Annotated in this window: 13 protein-coding genes and 1 riboswitch; of the genes, 3 read left to right on the plus strand and 10 right to left on the minus strand. The window is 57.2% G+C overall.

All coding sequences use genetic code 11. The features are described 5' to 3' along the window. The first annotated feature begins 273 nt into the window (after positions 1-273). Positions 274-1,581: a DUF3422 family protein gene (locus tag A1355_RS23740; RefSeq protein WP_064031757.1), complete on the plus strand. Its 1,308-nt coding sequence runs from the start codon at positions 274-276 to the stop codon at positions 1,579-1,581. A gap of 92 nt (positions 1,582-1,673) precedes the next feature. On the opposite strand, the gene A1355_RS23745 is transcribed toward A1355_RS23740, so the two are convergent. Continuing rightward, on the minus strand, positions 1,674-2,384 hold the full coding sequence (locus tag A1355_RS23745) for a (5-formylfuran-3-yl)methyl phosphate synthase (protein ID WP_064031758.1): 711 nt from the start codon (positions 2,382-2,384) through the stop codon (positions 1,674-1,676). Next, the gene (locus A1355_RS23750; RefSeq protein WP_064031759.1) at positions 2,381-2,944 is read right to left on the minus strand and encodes a DUF447 domain-containing protein; all 564 of its coding nucleotides are present in this window, start codon (positions 2,942-2,944) and stop codon (positions 2,381-2,383) included. Before A1355_RS23750 ends, A1355_RS23745 begins: the two co-directional genes overlap by 4 nt. Positions 2,945-3,084: 140 nt before the next feature. Between A1355_RS23750 and A1355_RS23755 the strand changes: the two genes are divergently transcribed. Next, complete coding sequence (locus tag A1355_RS23755; RefSeq protein ID WP_064031760.1) at positions 3,085-3,894, plus strand: response regulator; 810 nt, start codon at positions 3,085-3,087, stop codon at positions 3,892-3,894. A 78-nt stretch (positions 3,895-3,972) separates the two neighbouring features. On the opposite strand, the gene A1355_RS23760 is transcribed toward A1355_RS23755, so the two are convergent. The 7 genes from A1355_RS23760 to A1355_RS23790 all read right to left on the minus strand — a co-directional run bounded on the left by A1355_RS23760 (position 3,973) and on the right by A1355_RS23790 (position 15,270). Beyond that, positions 3,973-6,576, minus strand: a complete 2,604-nt coding sequence (locus A1355_RS23760) for an ATP-binding protein (protein ID WP_064031761.1) — start codon at positions 6,574-6,576, stop codon at positions 3,973-3,975. 17 nt (positions 6,577-6,593) lie between these two features. Beyond that, positions 6,594-7,502, minus strand: coding sequence for a phosphate/phosphite/phosphonate ABC transporter substrate-binding protein (locus A1355_RS23765; RefSeq protein ID WP_064031762.1), 909 nt, complete (start codon positions 7,500-7,502; stop codon positions 6,594-6,596). 142 nt (positions 7,503-7,644) lie between these two features. Beyond that, positions 7,645-10,749 (minus strand): efflux RND transporter permease subunit, encoded by a 3,105-nt coding sequence (locus A1355_RS23770; protein ID WP_064031763.1) that lies wholly within the window; start codon positions 10,747-10,749, stop codon positions 7,645-7,647. A 151-nt stretch (positions 10,750-10,900) separates the two neighbouring features. Beyond that, entirely contained in the window at positions 10,901-12,028 is a 1,128-nt protein-coding gene (locus A1355_RS23775; protein WP_064031764.1) for an efflux RND transporter periplasmic adaptor subunit, read from the minus strand. Beyond that, positions 12,025-13,491 (minus strand): efflux transporter outer membrane subunit, encoded by a 1,467-nt coding sequence (locus tag A1355_RS23780; protein WP_064031765.1) that lies wholly within the window; start codon positions 13,489-13,491, stop codon positions 12,025-12,027. Before A1355_RS23780 ends, A1355_RS23775 begins: the two co-directional genes overlap by 4 nt. After that, positions 13,488-14,141 carry a TetR/AcrR family transcriptional regulator gene (locus A1355_RS23785; RefSeq protein WP_197471899.1) on the minus strand — a complete coding sequence of 218 codons (654 nt, stop codon included), beginning with the start codon at positions 14,139-14,141 and terminating at the stop codon, positions 13,488-13,490. The genes A1355_RS23780 and A1355_RS23785 overlap by 4 nt, the downstream gene beginning before the upstream one ends. 406 nt (positions 14,142-14,547) lie before the next feature. Next, positions 14,548-15,270 carry a VacJ family lipoprotein gene (locus A1355_RS23790; RefSeq protein WP_064031766.1) on the minus strand — a complete coding sequence of 241 codons (723 nt, stop codon included), beginning with the start codon at positions 15,268-15,270 and terminating at the stop codon, positions 14,548-14,550. Positions 15,271-15,584: 314 nt separating this feature from the next. Between A1355_RS23790 and A1355_RS23795 the strand changes: the two genes are divergently transcribed. Further along, positions 15,585-16,259, plus strand: a complete 675-nt coding sequence (locus tag A1355_RS23795; RefSeq protein ID WP_064031767.1) for a TetR/AcrR family transcriptional regulator — start codon at positions 15,585-15,587, stop codon at positions 16,257-16,259. Positions 16,260-16,814: 555 nt separating this feature from the next. On the opposite strand, the gene A1355_RS23800 is transcribed toward A1355_RS23795, so the two are convergent. Then, entirely contained in the window at positions 16,815-17,594 is a 780-nt protein-coding gene (locus A1355_RS23800) for a hypothetical protein (RefSeq protein ID WP_175463741.1), read from the minus strand. Between the two features lie 119 nt (positions 17,595-17,713). Then, a riboswitch (cyclic di-GMP riboswitch) is annotated at positions 17,714-17,791 on the minus strand. Between the last annotated feature and the right edge of the window lie 1,096 nt (positions 17,792-18,887).

The raw sequence follows: 18,887 nt of genomic DNA on the forward strand, positions 1-18,887 counted from the left end.
TCTTAGAACGTATCTGTTCCGGTATCCGAGCGTTGGTTCGCACAATCAATCGGCGTTCGCCCGGCATGGACCTGCTTCCCAAGGCTCATTTAGCGGAACGGACGCCGATTTCGAGCATCCACTCGTGCGGATCGGCCGCTCGAGGTGGCTTATTGGCGGACTCGCTTCCATCCATGGAAGCCAGCCGGCTAGGCTGAACGCATTGAGCCGGCGAATTCCGAGTAAAATGGCTACCAACCTTGCCTAAACACTTCGACTTTTATTACAGATCTCGTGGCCAAGCTATTTCAAATCCCGCAAAACCATCCGCAACGCTTCGTGCTGCACAACGAAGTCCATGCCCGGGCATCGTCGATTCCGCGCCTGCCGGTGAGGGCCAGTTACCTAGCGCTGACTTTGTCGAACGACGAAAAAATCCTGGAACGCCCACATCTAAAAGCGCTGTGCGAACGTTTCGGCGTCATTCCGCCAGGCAACGACGCCGATCATTTCAGCGCCAGTTTCGATGCTTTTCAGATGAGTTGGGAGCAGCACGGCGAATTCAGCACGTATACGTTTTACGCTTACGATGCCACCGATGAACCCTTCGAGGACCCGGCCTTGAGTAAAGTGCCGGTGGACTGGCTAGCCCGAATCGGCGGCCAAACCATCGTCGCCGCGCACGCCGCCGTGGTCTCGGCGGAAGAAATTCGGTATCAAGACGAAACGGACTTGTCGCCACTGACCGCTTACTTCGTCGGCAATGCCGTCGCCGGATCGAAAGTGACAGGCGGTGCCGCGTCGGTATTTACCGATTTTAGAATTCACGTCGACGGCTTCAGCCGCTTTTTGGTGGTCAACCACGAATTGAAGACCGCGCAGGCCGGTCGCTTGCTGCACCGTTTGTTCGATATTGAAGTGTATCGGGTCCTCGCCTTGTTGGCCTTCCCGATAGCCCGCAAACAGTACCCGGAACTTAAAAAGGCCGATCGCCAGCTCTACGCGATCACCAACTCGATGACCCAACCCGACGCCGACGACGCGAAACTGCTGGACGAACTGACCGCATTGGCGGCGGAGGTCGAAAACCAAATTTCCAGCCACCAGTTCCGCTTCGCCGCCGCCAGCGCTTATCACCAGCTAGTCGGCCAACGCCTGACCGACCTGCGCGAAGTGCGGATTCAAGGCATTCAGACCTTGGGAGAATTTTTAAAGCGCCGACTCGATCCGGCGATGACAACCTGCAACTCGCTCTCGCACCGCTTCAACCTGGTCTCGGAGCGCGTCAGCAACGCCAGCCAATTGTTGCGCACCAAGGTCGACATTATCATCGAGCGGCAAAATCAAGGATTGCTGTCGTCGATGGCCCTACGCGCTAAAATGCAATTGCGCTTACAACAAACGGTCGAAAGCATTTCCATCGTCGCGATCGCCTACTACGCCGCCAGCCTGACCGGTAAAATCGCCGAAGGTTTGCACGCCGCCGGCTGGCCTATCGACCCGGCGCTGGTCGAAGCGGCCGCCATTCCGTTTATCCTGGTGATCATCGCGATCGGCACCAAACTCATCCATAAAAACATCGCCGATACGACCGACCTGTAAACGCAACTCCGATCCACGAAATAGCGTCTTGGTGGTTGATTACACCAGCAAAAACCTTCGGCTAGGACTCACGGTACACCGATAACGACCACTCAAGCCGGACCGCAATCGACGCATCCGCCAACCTCGACCTTGGAAAACAGCGCGCGTATTGCATCAATACGAGCCGGATCCAACGCCGCCACCCGGTTGTGTTGACGGCATAGCGCGCCGCGGAAGCCCAGATAGTCCGCCGCCAACGGCAATAAACCGGGCACGTCCGCCAATCGCAACGATCCGGCCAAGCCGGTCAGCAGTGCGTGCTCGCGTGCCAAGCTCAAAAACCGCTCGAGTCGCTCGAGGCTCTGCCAATCGGTCAGCGAGCCGCCACTTTTGTCCATCGTGTCCAGCATCACCCCGCGAAAGCCCGCTTGCGCCAGTAGCGGGACCACCGAGAAATCCGGCTGAGCGTCGGCAAACAGGACCGCTATCAGGGATTGCTTATCGGCGAATCGACCGGCGGCGGCAATGCTACCCGACCAGTCGCCGCCCGGAAACAGGCCGATCTTAACGTAATCGACGCCGGTGGCCGCCATCCCGGCCACCGCCGCGCCGACCAGATCCGGCCGCATCGGCAAATCGCCGATTGTCGCACTGACCACCGTGTCCGGTCGTAGCGCGGCAACGATCGCCGCCACGTCGGCCACGTCCAATGCACCCAATGCCCCCCTGGCCGGTTGCTTCAAATCGATGATATCGACATCCAGCGCTTCGATCAGCAACGCTTCGTCCAAGCAATCGACGCTAGCCAACATCCCGGTCATGAAGCCTCCTTGCCGCGAAAATCGGCTATCGCCGCCATCAACCAAGCCCAGGCTTCGCGCTCGACCGGGCCGGCTGTCTTATCGAGACCTATCCGCAAATAACTTAGCTCCGCATCGATTTTTTCCCACGGCAGCATACCCAGACGGCTAATCAAAATCGCCGCTTCCAACACCGCATATTGCGCCCGGTTAAAGCCGCGAAACGGTTTGTGATTGGCGGTGTATATCGCCTCGCAAAACAACTTTGGGCGATGTTCATCCTCTTCCAGACGGCTCAAGCGCACTTCGCTATGCGCCAGCGCGTCGGTCAAATACATGCCCGCGACTTGCTCGGCCGGTGTTAGCGGCCAATCGCGGCGACCGGTAACGCAGCCGGCGAAAATCCGTACGTCGTCGCAATAATTGACGACGGCCACCCCGGTTTCCAGGATGTTGTCCAGTGTCGTCGACGGCTTGAACGGCAGAATCGCCAAGCCGCCTTCCGCGACGTGAATACCCATCGGTGCGATATGCGGACGACCCTGGCGGTTGACCGTCGTCACCACGGTTTCTTGAATCATAGGGAATAAGGTCTATTCTGAATCGGGAAATAATCACCAGTCCATCGGCCGGCGAGCGCGCAATTCTAATCGCGACGCCCACTCTTGGGGGTAATTTATTTATCGCCGTCGCCTCGCGTCACTATTCAAGCAATGACATCATGCATGCGATCAACATAGCCGACTTATCGATTCTACTCATTGAGCCCTCCACGACTCAACTGAAAGTCATCGTCCAGCATTTACGCGGCGAGGGCGTCAGCACCATCGAAGGCGTCGGAAGCGCCGCCGACGCGTTGAAACTGCTGCAAACCGGCAGTCCGCCGGATTTAATCATCAGCAGTCTGTATTTACCCGATATGACGGCGGTCGAACTGGTCGAACAACTCCGTCACGATCCTAAACTACACACCATTCCGTTTATGCTGATCTCCAGCGAATCGAGTTTCTCGGTCCTGGACGCTATCCGCCAAGCCGGCGTGGTCGCGATTCTGCCCAAACCTTTCGCCCACGAGGATTTAAAAAATGCGCTACGAGCGACGATAGAATTCATCGATCCGCAGGAAATTAGCCTGGAGCATTACGACATCGAGAATGTCAGGGTCCTGGTCGTCGACGACAGCAATTTGGCCCGTAAGCATATTTGCCGGGTATTGAACAACATGGGCATCGTAAAAATCACCGAAGCTCGAGACGGCAAGGAAGGCGTCGAACTGTTCGAGCAAAATCAGGATGGTTTCGAATTGATCGTCACCGACTACAACATGCCGATCATGGATGGCCAACAGTTGATCAAACACATCCGTCAGGTCCTGGGCAATTCCATCGTGCCGATTCTGATGGTCACCAGCGAAGATAACCAAACCCGCCTCAGCAACGTCCACAAGGCCGGCGTGTCGGCGATTTGCGACAAACCCTTCGATCCGCACACGGTCAAGGAAATGCTCTACCGGGTACTGGAGCCGGATTGAGCGTTGGCGGCTCGGATTCTCAAACTTGGATCAACCCAGCCCGCCGCCGGCCAAATTCCCGCGAACAGCGGCCGCCGTTTAATTCAAGGCCTGCAAGGCCTTCAAAATGGCTGGATAGTCGAAATCCTCGGCGAATTGAGTCAAGGTTTTACCCAAACCCGGATCGCTCGCGGTGATGCGGCCGATCACATCGGCGATCCGTTCCGCCTCCAGACTCTCCAAGGCTTGTGCCAACTCTTCGCGTAGCGACGCCGGCAACACCAGTAAACTGCCGGGCGTCAAAACGGCGGTTTGCTGTTCCGGCCGGAACGAACCCTCGTAAATAAAGCGGATGCCTAATTGCCGAGACAAACAATCGTAAATTTCGCTGAACCGGTAGGGCTTGCGGACAAAGTCGTCCATTCCCGATCGCAATAACTCCTCGCGCTGTTCGACGAATACCGACGCGGTGACTGCCACTATTTTGACAAGCTCGCCGCCCGGCAGGCCGCGAATGATTCGGGTCGCTTCCTGACCGTCCATGACCGGCATACGCCGGTCCATCCAGATCAAATCCGGCCGCCATTCTCGAAACAGGGCTACCCCGCGCTCGCCGTTCTCGGCGACCCTGACCGGCAAACCGACCGACTCCATGAGCTTGCTCAACAACAATTGATTTTCGATCTGGTCCTCGACGATCAAGATACGATAATTCGGCTGTCCGGGTGCCAAGCCGACCACGTTGGCCGGCTCTCGGCGCGGCGAACTGAGTACGTCGGCTTCGTCCGCCTCGATCAGCGGCAGATCGACTACGAAAATAGAACCCACCCCAGGGCTGCTGCGCAATTCCAATTTGCCGCCCATCAAGCGCACGAACTGACGGGTGATCGTCAAGCCCAATCCCGTGCCCTTGTTGGCGCCCTGCTCGCCCAATTGTTCGAACGGCTCGAACACCCGTTGCTGGTCGCGCGGCTCGATACCGGGACCGGTGTCTTCGATTTCGATCAGTAGGTGCGAGGTACTGTTCTCCCGCACACCCAAGCGCAAGATCACCCCGCCTTGCTCGGTGAATTTAACCGCATTCCCGACCAAGTTAATCAACACTTGGCGCAAATGCGCCTGATCGCCAACCACGTAACGCGGAAACCGCGACGACTGATCGACCAACAAGCGCAAGCCCTTTTCCTTGGCGCGAATGTCCAGCATCTCGGTGATATCGCGAATCAAACCACCCAAATCGAAAGCGACGTTTTCCAATTGAAACCGACCGGCCTCGATCTTGGCCATTTCCAGTACGTCGTTGATTAGATTTAGCAAATGTTCGCCGCTGCGGTTAATAATGTCCAAATTCATACGCTGATCGTCGCGCAATTGCGGATCGCCGCGCATCACATTGGAAAAGCCCATAATGGCGTTCAGCGGCGTGCGCAACTCGTGGCTCATATTTGCCAGAAAAGTGCTCTTGGCCTTGTTGGCGGTTTCGGCGGCATTGCGGGCCAACACCAAATCCGCGGTGCGCTGCTGCACTTCGTCCTCGAGATGGTCTTTATAACGCCGGAGTTGCTCGGCATTCCGCATCCGCTCGGTCATGTCGATGAAGATCGCCAACACGTCATCGCCCAATACCACGCCGGCAATATCCATGACCCGCACGTCACCGTTTTTGCAAGTCACCCGGTATTCGCGCGGACGAATACTTTCGCCGCTCTCGATGGCTTCTTGAACGGCCGCATCCCAGGTCGCGATAGCCCAGATTCGGTAGTCCGGATCCGGGTAGGCCTTTTGGAACCAATCATCCAACGTCGGAATGTCGGCGCGCGAGTATCCGAACAATTCCGCGAAGCAATCGTTGAACTCCCGGATCACACCGTCTTTGTCGGCCGAACCCAATGGTATCGGCATGACTTGCACCAATCGGCGAAAACGCGCCTCGCTGGCGAATTTGGCGGCTTTTTCGGACTCTATCGCATCCAGCATACGATAGAGATGGCGCGCCAAAACGCCAACCTCGTCTCGACGGGTCAGCGCCTCGCGCCGAAAGGTCCGACCATGCTCGGCATCGATCGCGACGGTCATCAAGTGATTCAGGCCGCGGGTCAATCCCCTCGACAGCGCGGTTGCAATCACGACGATGCTCAGCAACAACAATCCGGCAATCCCCAAGCCGGCAAAGGCCAACGAGCGCAGTTCACGGATTTTACCGACCCGGCTCAATTCGACTCTCAGCCAACCGATCGGTGCGTTGTTGGCCTTGATCGGGACCGCGACATCGATCAAGTCATCCCGATTCAAAAGGACTTGCGGCTCCGCGGACCGGCCTAACAAACTCAGACTGACCGGATCGGTGAAATATCGGCCGATATACTCAGGCCGAGTGGAGGCCAAGACTTCTCCGCGCGGCGAAATGACAACGGCAAAACTCAAATCGGTGGTTTCCGCCGCCCCTTTCAAGACTTCTTGCAAGCCGGCCAGGTCGTTGGCCAACACCCACGAAGCGCTACCGAAGGCCAGCGTCCTGGCCAACTCGAACGCGCTTCGCTGACCTTGCTCATATAAAAATTCGCGTTGCGCCGATAACAATAATATTCCGGCACCGGCGACTGTCGCCAAAGCCGCCAGCGAAAACGACCAAACCATCTGGCGACGGATAGAACGCCCCCAAAAGCTGTGCGCGCCGGACAGCAACTCGCGTAGCCCTTTCATCGAAATTTGTCGTTCATTCAGTCTAACGGCCTCACCGCGCTCGAAAATTTCACCAGAAAATCGCGAACCGGCCGGTAGGTCTCGGCGTCGGCCGCTTCGAAACGCGATACCGGCAAACCCGCCAGTATCGCTCTGCCCTCCTCGCTATCCTGCAATGCCAGCAATTCCTCGGCGAAGCGTCCGGCCAGCCCACCCGGAATATCCGCGCGAACGACCCAGGCGTTATTCGGTAGCGTATCCGTCCGCCATTTCACTTCCAATTCGGCGGCCTGCTCCGGACGCTGTTTGGAAAAGCTGGCCCAAGGCACCGGCCAAGTCGCGCCGGCGGCGACGTGGCCGAGCAATACGTTGATAATCACCGACTCTTGCGATCCGACGTAGCGATTCTCGATGTCGCGGTTAACGTCGATACCGTGGGTCTGCAAAAAATATTGCGGTAACATCGTCGCCGCCAACGCCGTCGGAGCGGGATAAGCCACCGCCTTGCCTTTCAAATCGCTTAGATCCCGGATCCCGCCATCCTTGCGCACCAGGATGATGCCGCGAAAGTTCTCGTCGTCGGCCATTTTGGCGAAGATTCGATAGCCGTGTTGCAGGGCCTCGACCGATTGATAGGGGTTAGGCATCGCGAACGCAAAATGGCCCGCATACAGTTTTTTGTCGAATTCTTCGTAATTGCGCGAAGCTTCCAGCTTGAAGCGGGCGTCGGGCAGGTACCGGTTCATATGATCTACGATGGGGCCGTATATTTCCATCAAGCGTTGCGGATTATGCAAGGGATGGATGCCGACGACATATTCGACGATTTCCGTCGGCACATCGCTCAGACTAGGACTATAAGCCGGTTCTTCAGCGCGCTGACAAGCCATCGCCGTTAACGACAGCAATAGCCACGATCTACCGCGCCTTAACATGCGACTTAGCATGGTTGGCATCCCGATCCCCCCAAGAGTTTCAATTCACGCCGGTCTTCCATACCCTACGTTGACTAAGGATAGTCTAAGCGGCCACCAACGACGCCACGCGGACTTCGCCGATAGCCGCCGCCCGCGCACCGTTGGCGAGACGTCAACGCGCCGGCGATCCCCGCCAAACCGGCCGGAGCCGTAACCGCGCTAACCAAACCAAGCCGCGACGTAGCGTGCTCATCAAATCGTCGATCGCGGTATACGCCACCGGAATCACCACCAGACTCAGCGCGGTCGACGTCAGCAAGCCGCCGATCACGGTAATCGCCATCGGCGCCCGGAAACTCGGGTCGGCGCCCAGGCCCAGCGCGATCGGCAACATGCCGGCGCCCATCGCGATCGTCGTCATCAGAATCGGTTGCACCCGCTTACGGCAACTATCGATCACCGCGTCCAGCCGGCTCATGCCGCGCTCGCGGCGGGCGATCATCGCGTATTCGACCAGCAGGATAGAGTTTTTGGTGACGACGCCCATTAGCATTAACAACCCGATCACGCTGGGCATCGCGAAACTGCCGCCGGTCATCAGCAAGGCCAGGAAGGCTCCGCCCAGCGACAACGGCAATGCGCCGAGTATCGTCACCGGTTGGCTGAAGTCGCCGAACAGCAGCACTAAAACCACGTAAATGCACAACACGCCAATCGCCATCGCCCCGCCGAAACTGCCGAACAACTCGTTCATCCGTTGCGCGTCGCCGGACTCAATCGTGCGCACGCCGGCCGGCAGGTTTTGCATGGTCGGTAATTGCATGACTTCGGCCAGCACGTCGCCGACTACGCGCTCGCCCAACTCGATTTCGAAGGTGGTGTTGCGCATCCGGTCCAAGCGATCGATCTGCTGCAAGCCACCGGCCAGACGAATGTCGGCCAAGGTCGCCAAACTGACGCTGCCGGCGCGTCCGGCCACCCGCAGTTGGCCGATTTCGTCGAGACTGTGGCGCACGGACTCGGCCAGCCGCACCCGAATCGGGATTTGCCGTTGCGGCAGATTCAGCTTGGCCATCACGTTGGCATAGTCGCCGTAACTGGCGACCCTAACCACTTCGGCCAAGGCCTCGACCGTGACGCCCAATTCGGCGGCCTTGTTGAAATCCGGGGTAATCTGAATCTCCGGGCGTTGCAAACTAGCGCTCGACGTAATGTTGCCCAGGCCGCGCACTTGCCTCAGTTCCAGTTCGACCGCGTCGGCGGCCCGGCGCAAGGCTTGCGGATCGTCGCTAGCCAGCGTCAGTTGCAGCTTTTCGCCGCTACCGCCGCTGCCGACGGCCACGCGCACGCCGGGCAAATCGGCCAGTTTGTCGCGTATCGCCGCCTCGATCGTGGTTTGAGTATACGGGCGTTCGGTACGGTCGCGCAGGCTTAGGGTTAAGGTGGCCTTGCGCACCTCGTAGTTGGTGCTGGCGGCATCCGGACCACCACCGCCACTGCTGGAAACGCCGTCCGCCGTAAAGACTTGGGTGACGTCCGGCAACTCGCGCAAACGGCGTTCGGCCTCGGCGGCGATTCGGCGGGTTTGCGCCAGCGTGCTGCCCGGCGGCAATTCCAGCGAAACCTTGGTTTGACTGTTGTCGGAAGCCGGTACGAAACCCTTGGGCAATAAGGGCATCAGGCTCAGCGAACCGGCCACGAACGCCACCACGCCGACGCCAACCATCCAGCGATGGCCTAGGCACCAGTCCACCACCTTCAGATAGGCCCGCATAGCCGGATTATCGCCGCTGTCGCGTTCCGGATGCGGTTTCAACCAATAGGCCGCCATCATCGGCGTCAGCAAGCGCGCCACCAACAATGAGGCCAATACCGCCGCCGCCGCGGTCATGCCGAATTGGCGAAAGAATTTGCCGGGTACCCCGCCCATGAACGCGGTCGGCAAGAACACCGCCACCAAGGTAAAGGTGGTGGCGATGACCGCGAAGCCGATTTCGTCGGCGGCGTCCATTGCCGCCTGCAGCGGCGTCTTACCCATCCTTAAATGACGCACGATGTTTTCGATTTCAACGATGGCATCGTCCACCAAAATACCCACCACCAGCGCCAAGGCCAGCAACGACAGAATGTTCAGACTAAAACCGAAATACCACATCGCCGCGAAAGTCGGCAGGATGGACAGGGGCAACGCCACCGCCGCGACCAGCGTCGCCCGCCAGTCCCGCAAAAACCACCAAACCACGACCACGGCCAGGAAGGCCCCTTCGTACAGCAAATGCATCGAGCCGGTATAGTTGTCCTCGACCGGCTGGACGGTGTCGAAGGCCTCGCGGATTTGTACCTGCGGATGCGCGGCGCCAAACTCGGCCAGTGCCGCGCGCACCGCTTCCGCCACGGTCACTTCGCTGGTGCCTTTGTTGCGGACGATATCGAAGCCGATAACCGGCTGGCCGTCCAGCGTCGCGTAGGTCGACCGTTCGGCGATGGTGTCGCTGATGTCGGCAATTTGATCCAGCTTGATGTGGCTGCCGTTGGCGAGCGGTATATCGAGGTTGCGCAATTCGCCGGCCGTCGCCACCCGGCCCAAGGTACGCACCGCCTGCACGCCGCCACCGATGTCGCCGCGACCGCCGGACGCATCCTGCTGGACTTTTTTCAGCTGCGTCGCCACTTCGCTGACCTGGGCGCCCAAGCCGGCCATCCGTACCGGATCGAGATCGACGTGGACCTCGCGATCGACCCCGCCGGTACGCGTCACCCTGCCGACGCCGTTGACCGCTAGTAAACGCTTGCTGACATCGTTATCGACGAACCAGGACAGTGCCGCTTCATCCATATTCTCGGCGCTGACCACATAAGTCAGAATGGCGTTACCGGCCGTCGTGGTCTTGGAAATGATGGGCGCGGCCATCGCCGACGGCAATTCGGCGCGGACGCCATCCACCGCGTTGCGCACTTGGTTCAACGCCTCCTCGGAGTTCTTGTCGATGTTGAACTCCACCTTAATCGCCACCGAGCCGTCGGTGATCGTGGTGCGCACGTGCTCGACGCCGCCGATAGCGGCGATCTTATCCTCGATCTTGCGCGCCACTTCGGTTTCCAATTGCGCCGGCGCCGCACCTTCCAGCGTGGCGGCGACGGTGATGATAGGCACTTCGATGTCCGGGAAGTTTTGTTTGCCTAATTGCTTGAGACCCATGCCGCCCAGGATGGACAGCACCGCGAACAACAAAAGACTGGGTACCGGCTTGCGGATGGCCCATGCGGAAAAGTTCATGATTTTGCTCCCACGCCCAAGACCGCGATGCGGTGCTTGGACATTGATAAATAGCGATGCGCTCGGCATCGCGGCTGAAAAAGTCGCCGTTGGCAGGCGGACGGTCCGGCGTCAGGCCGGCGCGCTACCGGGCGGACTGCTTCGGCGCGGTTCAGGTTTTAGGCGTTACGTTGACGATGTCGCCATCCTTCAAAAACGCCCCGCCACCGGCGATCAAACTGGCATCGCCGGAGATGCCTTCGCGGATTTCCACCCAGTCGCCGACTCTGCGGCCGGTGACGACGCTACGTTGAATCACCGATCTGGCGGTTTGGTCCGCCGAGCCGGAGGGCTTGGCGATTTCGAACAGGTAATCGCGGCCGTCCCGCAAGACCAACGCGGTCTGCGGCACGACCAAGGCGGTTTGCGCGCCGACGACGATGCTGCCTTGCAAATACATGCCCGGCTTGGCCCCGGCGTTGGGAATATCGACGTAAACCAGCGCGTTGCGGGTGGTATCGTTCACGGTCGGCGCGGTCATCCGCACATTGCCGATCACGCTGCCGCCGTCGGGCAAGCTCAATTCCACCGCTTGGCCGACGCGGATTTGCGCAAGCTGTTGGGCATTGACCTCGGCTCGCCACTCCACCCGGCCCTGGCGCACCAGCCGGAACAACTCGGTCCCGGCCGCCACCACGTCGCCCAGGCCAGCGCCGCGCGCTGAAATCACGCCGTCGTCCGGCGCGACGATATGAGTCTGGCTCAAGCGGATCCGCTGGTTTTCCAGCTCCGCTTGCGCCAAGGCCAGATCGGCGCGGGCGGTTTGCTCGGCAATCACGTACTCGTCGATTTTTTGCGACGACAAGGCGCCGCTGTCTTGAATTTCGCGGGCGCGGGCGGCGTCGGCCTGGGCCTTGGCCAGATTGGCCCGACTCTTGTCGACGCTCGCTTGTTGTTTGTGCAATTCGGCGAGGACGGTGTCGTCGGCTAACACCGCCAAGTCCTGACCGCGCTTAACCCGGCTGCCGACGTCGACCAAAATTTGCTTGATGCGCAGACTGCCGATTTCGGCGCCGATTTTGGCTTCTTGCCAAGCCGCCACAGCGCCGTTGACCTTAATCGCCACCGGCCACTCCTGTCTAGTCGGTACCAGCGTTTCGACCGCCAGCACCGCCTTGGATTTAGCGGCGACCGCCGCCGGCGCCGGCGCGCTGGTCAGAGCCGGTAACGCAATGCTTAGACCGGCCAAGGTTAACCCGGCAATCCAGGTCGGTATCGAAAATGTTTGGCTGATATTCATAATGACTCCTCGCGCTGGGTGTCGCCGGCGCTCAATTGCGTGTCCTGGGCGCGCCAACCGCCGCCCAGCGCCTTGTACAACGCGATCCAATACTGAACGCGATTTTGTTGTTGGGTGATGTGACTGATTTCTTGGGTGATCATCTGGCCGCGCGCGTCCTCCAGCGACAGCAGACTAAGACCGCCTGACCGCCAGTTGAGCTCGGCCGCGCGAAAATACTGGCGATATTGCTCGGCGCTACGGCCTTCCACGCGTTCCCGTTGCTCGGCACCGCTAAGATTGACCAGGGCTTGCTCGACTTCCTTGACCGCGCTGCGAATGTCGCTCCGGTAGGTAGCCAGCGCGCTGGCGTAAGCCGCTTCGGCGCTATCGACCTTCGAACGCAATTCGCCGCCGTCGAAGATCGGCAAGGTAACGGTCGGTCCGATCGACCAGGTGTTGCTGCTCAAGGTCAAGCCGGTGGTTTCGGTTTTGCGTTTGCCGATAGAACCGGTCAGACTGACACTGGGATAGCGCTTGGCGACCGCGTTGCCGATGTCGGCGCTGGCCGCCGCCAACTTACGCTCGTCGGCGGCCAAATCCGGCCTCTGGGTCAGCAAATCGGCCGGCACACTATCCACTTGAAATTGCTCGGGTACCGGCATGCCTCCGCCAGCCGCCAACCAAGCGCGTAAATCGGCTTCGGCCAGACCGGTCAATGCCACCAGGGCCTTAACGGTGTTGTCGCACTCCGTGCGTTGCGCGATCAGACTGGATTCGCTGGCATGCAAGCTGGCGTCGGCCAATACCGCGTCGGCCGGCGATGAAAATCCCGCACCGGCCAGCACGCCGGTCAAGCGCGCGGTGTCTTGTTTGGAAGCGATCGCGTTTTGATAGGCGATCGCCGTCAGTTGACAGGCCCGGTAACTGACGTAATCGCTCGCTACCTCGGCCGCCAAACTCACTTTAGCGTTGTGCAGCGTCAATTCGGCCGCCGCCAGTCGGGCCTGCTCGGCCTGCCGGTTGAAGGCGAACTTGCCGAATAAATCCAACTCCCAACTGGCATCGAGACTACCGGACAAGATTTGAGTAATGCCGGTGTTGAAACTCGAGCCGCTAGCGCTGGTAGTTTGCGCGCCGGTTCCGGTGGTGGTGCCACCCTTGGAGCGAGTGAAAGAGCCTTTGGTGGTCAAGCTGGGCATGCCACCCGCCTCCGCGCCGGCCAGGCTGGCGCGCGCCGACGCGATATTCGCCACGGCTTGCTCCAGCGTCGGATTATCCTGTTCGGCGGCCTGGAGCAAACGGCTCAACACCGGATCGTTGAACTGGCGCCACCAGTCCAGCCGCTCCGCCGCGCCGGCGGCTTCGGTCCTTTGGGCTTGCCATTGGGCAGGCGTGTCGATGCTCGGCCGGACATAGTCGGGAAACACGCTGCATCCGGCCAACGCGCCGCCGGCCAGAATAGCCAATATGGCCGCTCTCACGCAGACCTCCCGTCGGCAATGCCGAACAAAAACACCTTAACGACAAATTCGACGTGGGCGCGGGCATCCCAATCGGCAGCCAGGCAACCGAATAGCGCCTTGTTTCTCGGCTCGGCAACCAACATTTCCAAGAACAGGGCCGCCGCGCGCTGACGCTCTGAAGCGGATAACCCGCTTATCTCGCCGTGGCCGCGCAAATATTCGGCAATCATTTGGTAAATCCGTTGAGGACCGCTGGTTTCGATCAAATCGCTCAGCTCCGGAAATTGCCGCGCCTCGGCAACGCCCATGCGGTAAAACGAGATCATGTCGGGCTGCATGACTTTAGCCAGCAACGTTTCGCCGAGCGCGGTCAAACCCTCACTACAAGACATCGTCGCCAAACCATCGATACGCTGCAGTTCGGAAATATCGGTTTCTACCAAGCGGTCCACCGAAGCCAGCATCAATTCGGCTTTGTTTTTATAGCGTTCGTAAATAGTTCGGGTCGAAACCCCGGCCGCCGCCGCAATTTTAGCGATACTGGTGTTGGCATAGCCCTCGCGCATGAACAGCGCCAGAGCCTGATCCAGAAGATAGTCGTTCCGCTCGGTTTCGGTACCGGCTCTCGGCCGCCCTACTTTGGGTTTGTTCATCGTTTCCGCTGCCATAATTTGCTCCGGGAAAATAAAAATAAAATGTTTCGTTTTTATTATTCCCGAAAAATTGCGTTCCGACAAGCACTCCACCATAAATTTTTTGATCGGTCTCTGAAAATTGACACTTTTAGGTGCTGTCAAATGACGTGATGCTGGCGCGAGGGTGTTATGACTAGACCGACTTCCGATTTACTATGAAAGTCAATGGATGCACCACCCAATAGCGTGTCGGAACGCTGTCAATCGCGGCTAAAACGGCTGCTACGCAATGGCTGTCATTTACCGGGGAGATGCAGCGGTTTCATGATCGTTAGCTTGGAAAAAGATGGTTGACGAAATCCGGGATAGTCGTTTGGTAACTAGAATACGGGGTTATGCAGATGGCAATTCCGATCTGGCTCCAATGCCCCTAGTACCGTCACTCTGAGGAACCGTTGAGTTCCAATGGCACCGTTTCCTGGACGCCGCCTATTTCAACCGCATAGCTTTTTCTCGAAAAATAAGCATTTTTGAAAAACTCGTAACGATCGATCGCCGCTTCATCGATGATTTTTCCCTTTTCCAAATTGTCTGCCCGTTTATCTATGGCGCGGACCGCTCCCGATAACCCTGATACGGCAAAAGACGCACCAAGGTAAGTGGTCGGGTTAAACGCGGCGTCGCCCGCTATCCCCCCAAGGCCACGCGTCGAACTTGGACCGACCAACGGCAACACCAAGTAAGACCCGGTATCCATTCCCCATACAGCAAGCGTTTTGTCGAAACTTTCGTCGTGCTTGGGTAGATCCAGCATGGCGCCTACATCGATGAAGCCACCTAAGCCAGCGGTAGTGTTGATCAAAAATCGAGCGCCATCCTCGCCCGATTGGGAAAAATTGCCTTGCAGAGCATCGTTGGCAATCACGCCGATTTCGCCAATGTTGCTAAAGAAATTGCTAATCCCTTGATCGGCAAAATCTGGCATCAACCACTTGTAGCCCTCCGCCACCGGTTTCATCACATAATCATCCAAACCGTCGTTAAACGATTGAACTTTTCTGTTGTAGTTTTCGTACGGGTCTCTAGGGTCCGTTGTCGGCGTTGAAGCGCAAGCGGATAACAAAGCCAGCGCGCCGACTGCGCAAAATGTTTCAGTTCTCATACAGTACATAGCGATTAATCCTCATGGGACAGGTTGAGTAAAAAGCAAGAGCGACTTAAAAGTCTTCCCTCTAAAACACAATCAGCGCGATTTCGGGGGTGCGAGGCGACAACTCAGGTATTTGAGCCTGGTTGTTTCGCGGCTCGATACGAACCTCTAGGATTCATTGAAATCAGTTTTCACATCTTTCGCTTCAGCATAGGAGTGTCATGTCGCTCAATAACTAAACTGAACGGTATGGTTAATATTAGATTTGACAGATTCCTTTTGTCAAGCAAAAATGAACTCATTGGTTTAGTTAAGGAGTCCCCCCGTTGAGAAAAAAAAGCCCTGAACGTCGCCAGACTATCTTGGAGGCGGCAAAGATTGCATTTGAGAAATTAGGTTTCGAAGGCGCGACGATGTCGGATATCGCAACGTTGGCCTGCGTATCGAAAGCGACTGTTTACGGCTACTTCAGCTCCAAGAACGAGCTGTTCCTGGAATTGGTGGAGTCTTCCGCAGACCACCACAAGGGAATGTTTCAGAAAATTTACGAAGGCGAATCGGCGTATCTTTACAACGATGAATTGCGCTTAACGGTTGCGCTGCTTCAACCATCGGAGAACGTTGCCTCCACTTTAAAACTGGTTGGAGAGCGCGTGCTGAGTACGTTCTTCACGCCGGAAAAACTGGCGGTGAGGCGCATGATTATCGCCGCGTCCGGCAGTGGGGATGTCGGCCGACTGTTTTTCGAGCGCGGCCCAGGGGTAGGCATGAAATATTTGGAAGACTATTTTGCCGCAGCCATCAAGGCCGGTCGGTTGCGTCCCGCCGAGCCCCGCGTGGTTGCGGCCCACTTTCGCGGACTGTTGGAGTCGGAAGTGTCTGAACAGTGGTTGATGAACATCTTGAATGAACTGCCGCCTGACCTGATTCATGATGTCGTCGAGCGCGCCGTCGACGTTTTCATGAGAGCGTACGGCCCGGAGCGCGACCAAAATAACTAAGCATAGGGTCTTGGCAATTGGCACGGCCGCTTGTTGGTGGGTGTATCACGCGGGCGCTAAACATTCTTACGCTCCCAACCATAAATTCGCCTAGAGGCACTATCCATCGGGCCGTCCGGCATTACCCGAGTCGTCTGGTTGTAGACCATTTTGGCGATATACGTCCTTTTGGATATAAACGCCTTGGCAATGGCGGCACGATCTTGCGTCGGGCGCCGTGGAAAGCCTCTCCGCTAAACACCGCGCGAGACCCTTAAATTTTGGGTTAAGTTGGTTTGATTTGACAGGGTTGTGGCATTTAGTTGAAGCAGGGGCCCATCAAATCAGAAATCTTCGAAAAGGTTTAAACGGAGGATAGCGCTAAAAAACAACCCCCTGGCCCAAATCCTGCTCAGGGGGGAAGCATGGACGTGCTCTCGCAACGTTTACGCCGTCACGACAACCGCAGGCGATGTATGAATTTCAAGAACGATTGGAATAATTCTAATCTTGAATACCGCAAGCCTCATCGTGCGGCAATCTAGCGCTAAATCCACGCCGTATTCCATGAACGACTTAGGCGCTGATGCTGTTTTTGCGGCGGTTGATACCGAACAAACTCAACAAAGCGGTGCCAAACAACCATGCCGCGGCTGGCAGAGGTACCGCCGCGACCGGCGCGATGCTCAGATGGCCTATAGTCGTGCTGAGTTTTGCTCCGGTAGCACCCAAAAAGCCCGAGTAGGAAAAGCCACCCGCTTGATGGGCCGGATCAGGCAAAAACTGCAGGTCGCCGTCAAGCATGCCGGTCGTCGCCAGATTATCGACGACGTTTACCAGTTGGAATAAGGTGTTGTCCGGAAAGCCGGGTGAGTGGTCCACTAGGTTCCATGTACCGCCGATTTTTTGCAACGTCCAATCCTCGGACGACAGATAGGTTGACAGCGAAGGAGCGGTAAACCGGAAGGCGCCGCTAAGGCCGATAACCCCGACCGAGGAATTGCTGGTATCCATCGTCGTCGCCTGAATGGTGCCGGCGGTACCGAAACCACCGATGACGATCGTCGTCGTATTGGTGTTAATCGGTGCCTCGAAAGCACCGGTAAAGCCGCTAATCGCGGTTCCGCCGGCGAGAGAGCCGCTTATCATCGTGTTATTAAAGGACGAATCGAAAAAAGTCGTCGGAGCCCATCCTGAAGCGAGAAACGCCGAGTTCCAAACACCGTTTAGCGAGATGGTCGCTGTTCCTGAGACTAGGGCCGCGCTAGCGGTTTGCGGGGCCAGAGTCGCGGCGGCCAACATCATAGCCAATCCCGCGAGTTTAGTTTTGCGTATTGCGTTAATTTCCAAATTCATTTAATTACCTTGTTTCAAAAAAGAAGGGTTGAATGGATAAACTTCTCAACTGTGTATGCGTCACTTGCTTTAACTCTCTTCAAGGCAATAGCAGTCTTTCCCGGCATCCCTACCCGTGACACAGCAACCCGGCTATCTTGCCTACAAGACCCGTGGCTTTCCGGCCCTGCCTCGCGACAGGTTTGGCTAGCGCTCAAAATAGAGCACTTACTGGAAAGCAATAAAAAGACCAAAGAACAATCACTATAAATTTCATATACTTATTAAAAACCCAACACCCCTGTTAATTCATTCGACCGTCGGCTCTACGGGATTTGACACAGTTCTAATTAATTGTTGCGGCATATGCCATAGTCCAAGCTGATTATCGATGAGCCTCAACAACTTAGAAGTCTCCGATAAGTCCGATGAAAGTATTAGTCCGACTGCAGGATCCTGACATTAAGAAGAACCCGATCCAATTTCAAAAAGGCTTCGATTTGATGGATGTTCTGAAGCTGTAAACTACCGATGCCCAGTACGCCGAAACCCTATTTCAGGCACGATGACCGCCGGTTTTCAATACCCAAGTTATGGTGGTTTGTAGTGGTCAAGACCCGCAAACTTTATCAATGTGCGGCCTGTCATCACCCAGCGCCACTGACCAACGGGGACGCTGTTTGAAGGTACCAAACGGCCTCTGACGGTGTGGCTTCTGGCGATCCAAGCCCAAACATTCGCCGCGCTATCTAGCCGAGTGTTGGCATCGATTCAACCACCTATTCGATCTGCAAAGACTATGATGATCAGGTTTTTCATCGCGGAGGCCAATACTCCGCCATGCCAGTCAGGGCGTTTGTTCAAATTGACCGAGGCTTATGAGTCATCAGAACGATATATATAGGACAATTACCATTGGCTCCTTGAACCGTACTGGTCATGGCCCGCTTCAAACCGACGGCGTTAAAAACAGAATTCACCTCGTATTCCTCGTTGGCCTTGGTGGGACATGCCTGGACATCATCAACATCGAAGCGGTGGTCGATGGGCGGATAAGCGCGACGAACGCGACGCGATCAAAGCACTCGCCTTCCCTGCCGATCTGCGGTTCCCGATTAGCGGCCAAATAGCTAGAACATGCGACGGTGAACGGAAATACCGGGGTTTTTGAGGAAAATTCGACAGTAGACCGCGCAAAATAATGAGCTCATGGCCCGGACGACCGATAAAAAGCGCTTATGCGCAATCGGTGGCGTTTAGACGACTGGGAGCACGAATTCCGGTTAAATTTTTACTAGGAGCCTGTCGGACTTA

It is taken from the genome of Methylomonas koyamae, from assembly GCF_001644025.1.
In the GTDB taxonomy this organism is placed as follows: domain Bacteria; phylum Pseudomonadota; class Gammaproteobacteria; order Methylococcales; family Methylomonadaceae; genus Methylomonas; species Methylomonas koyamae_A.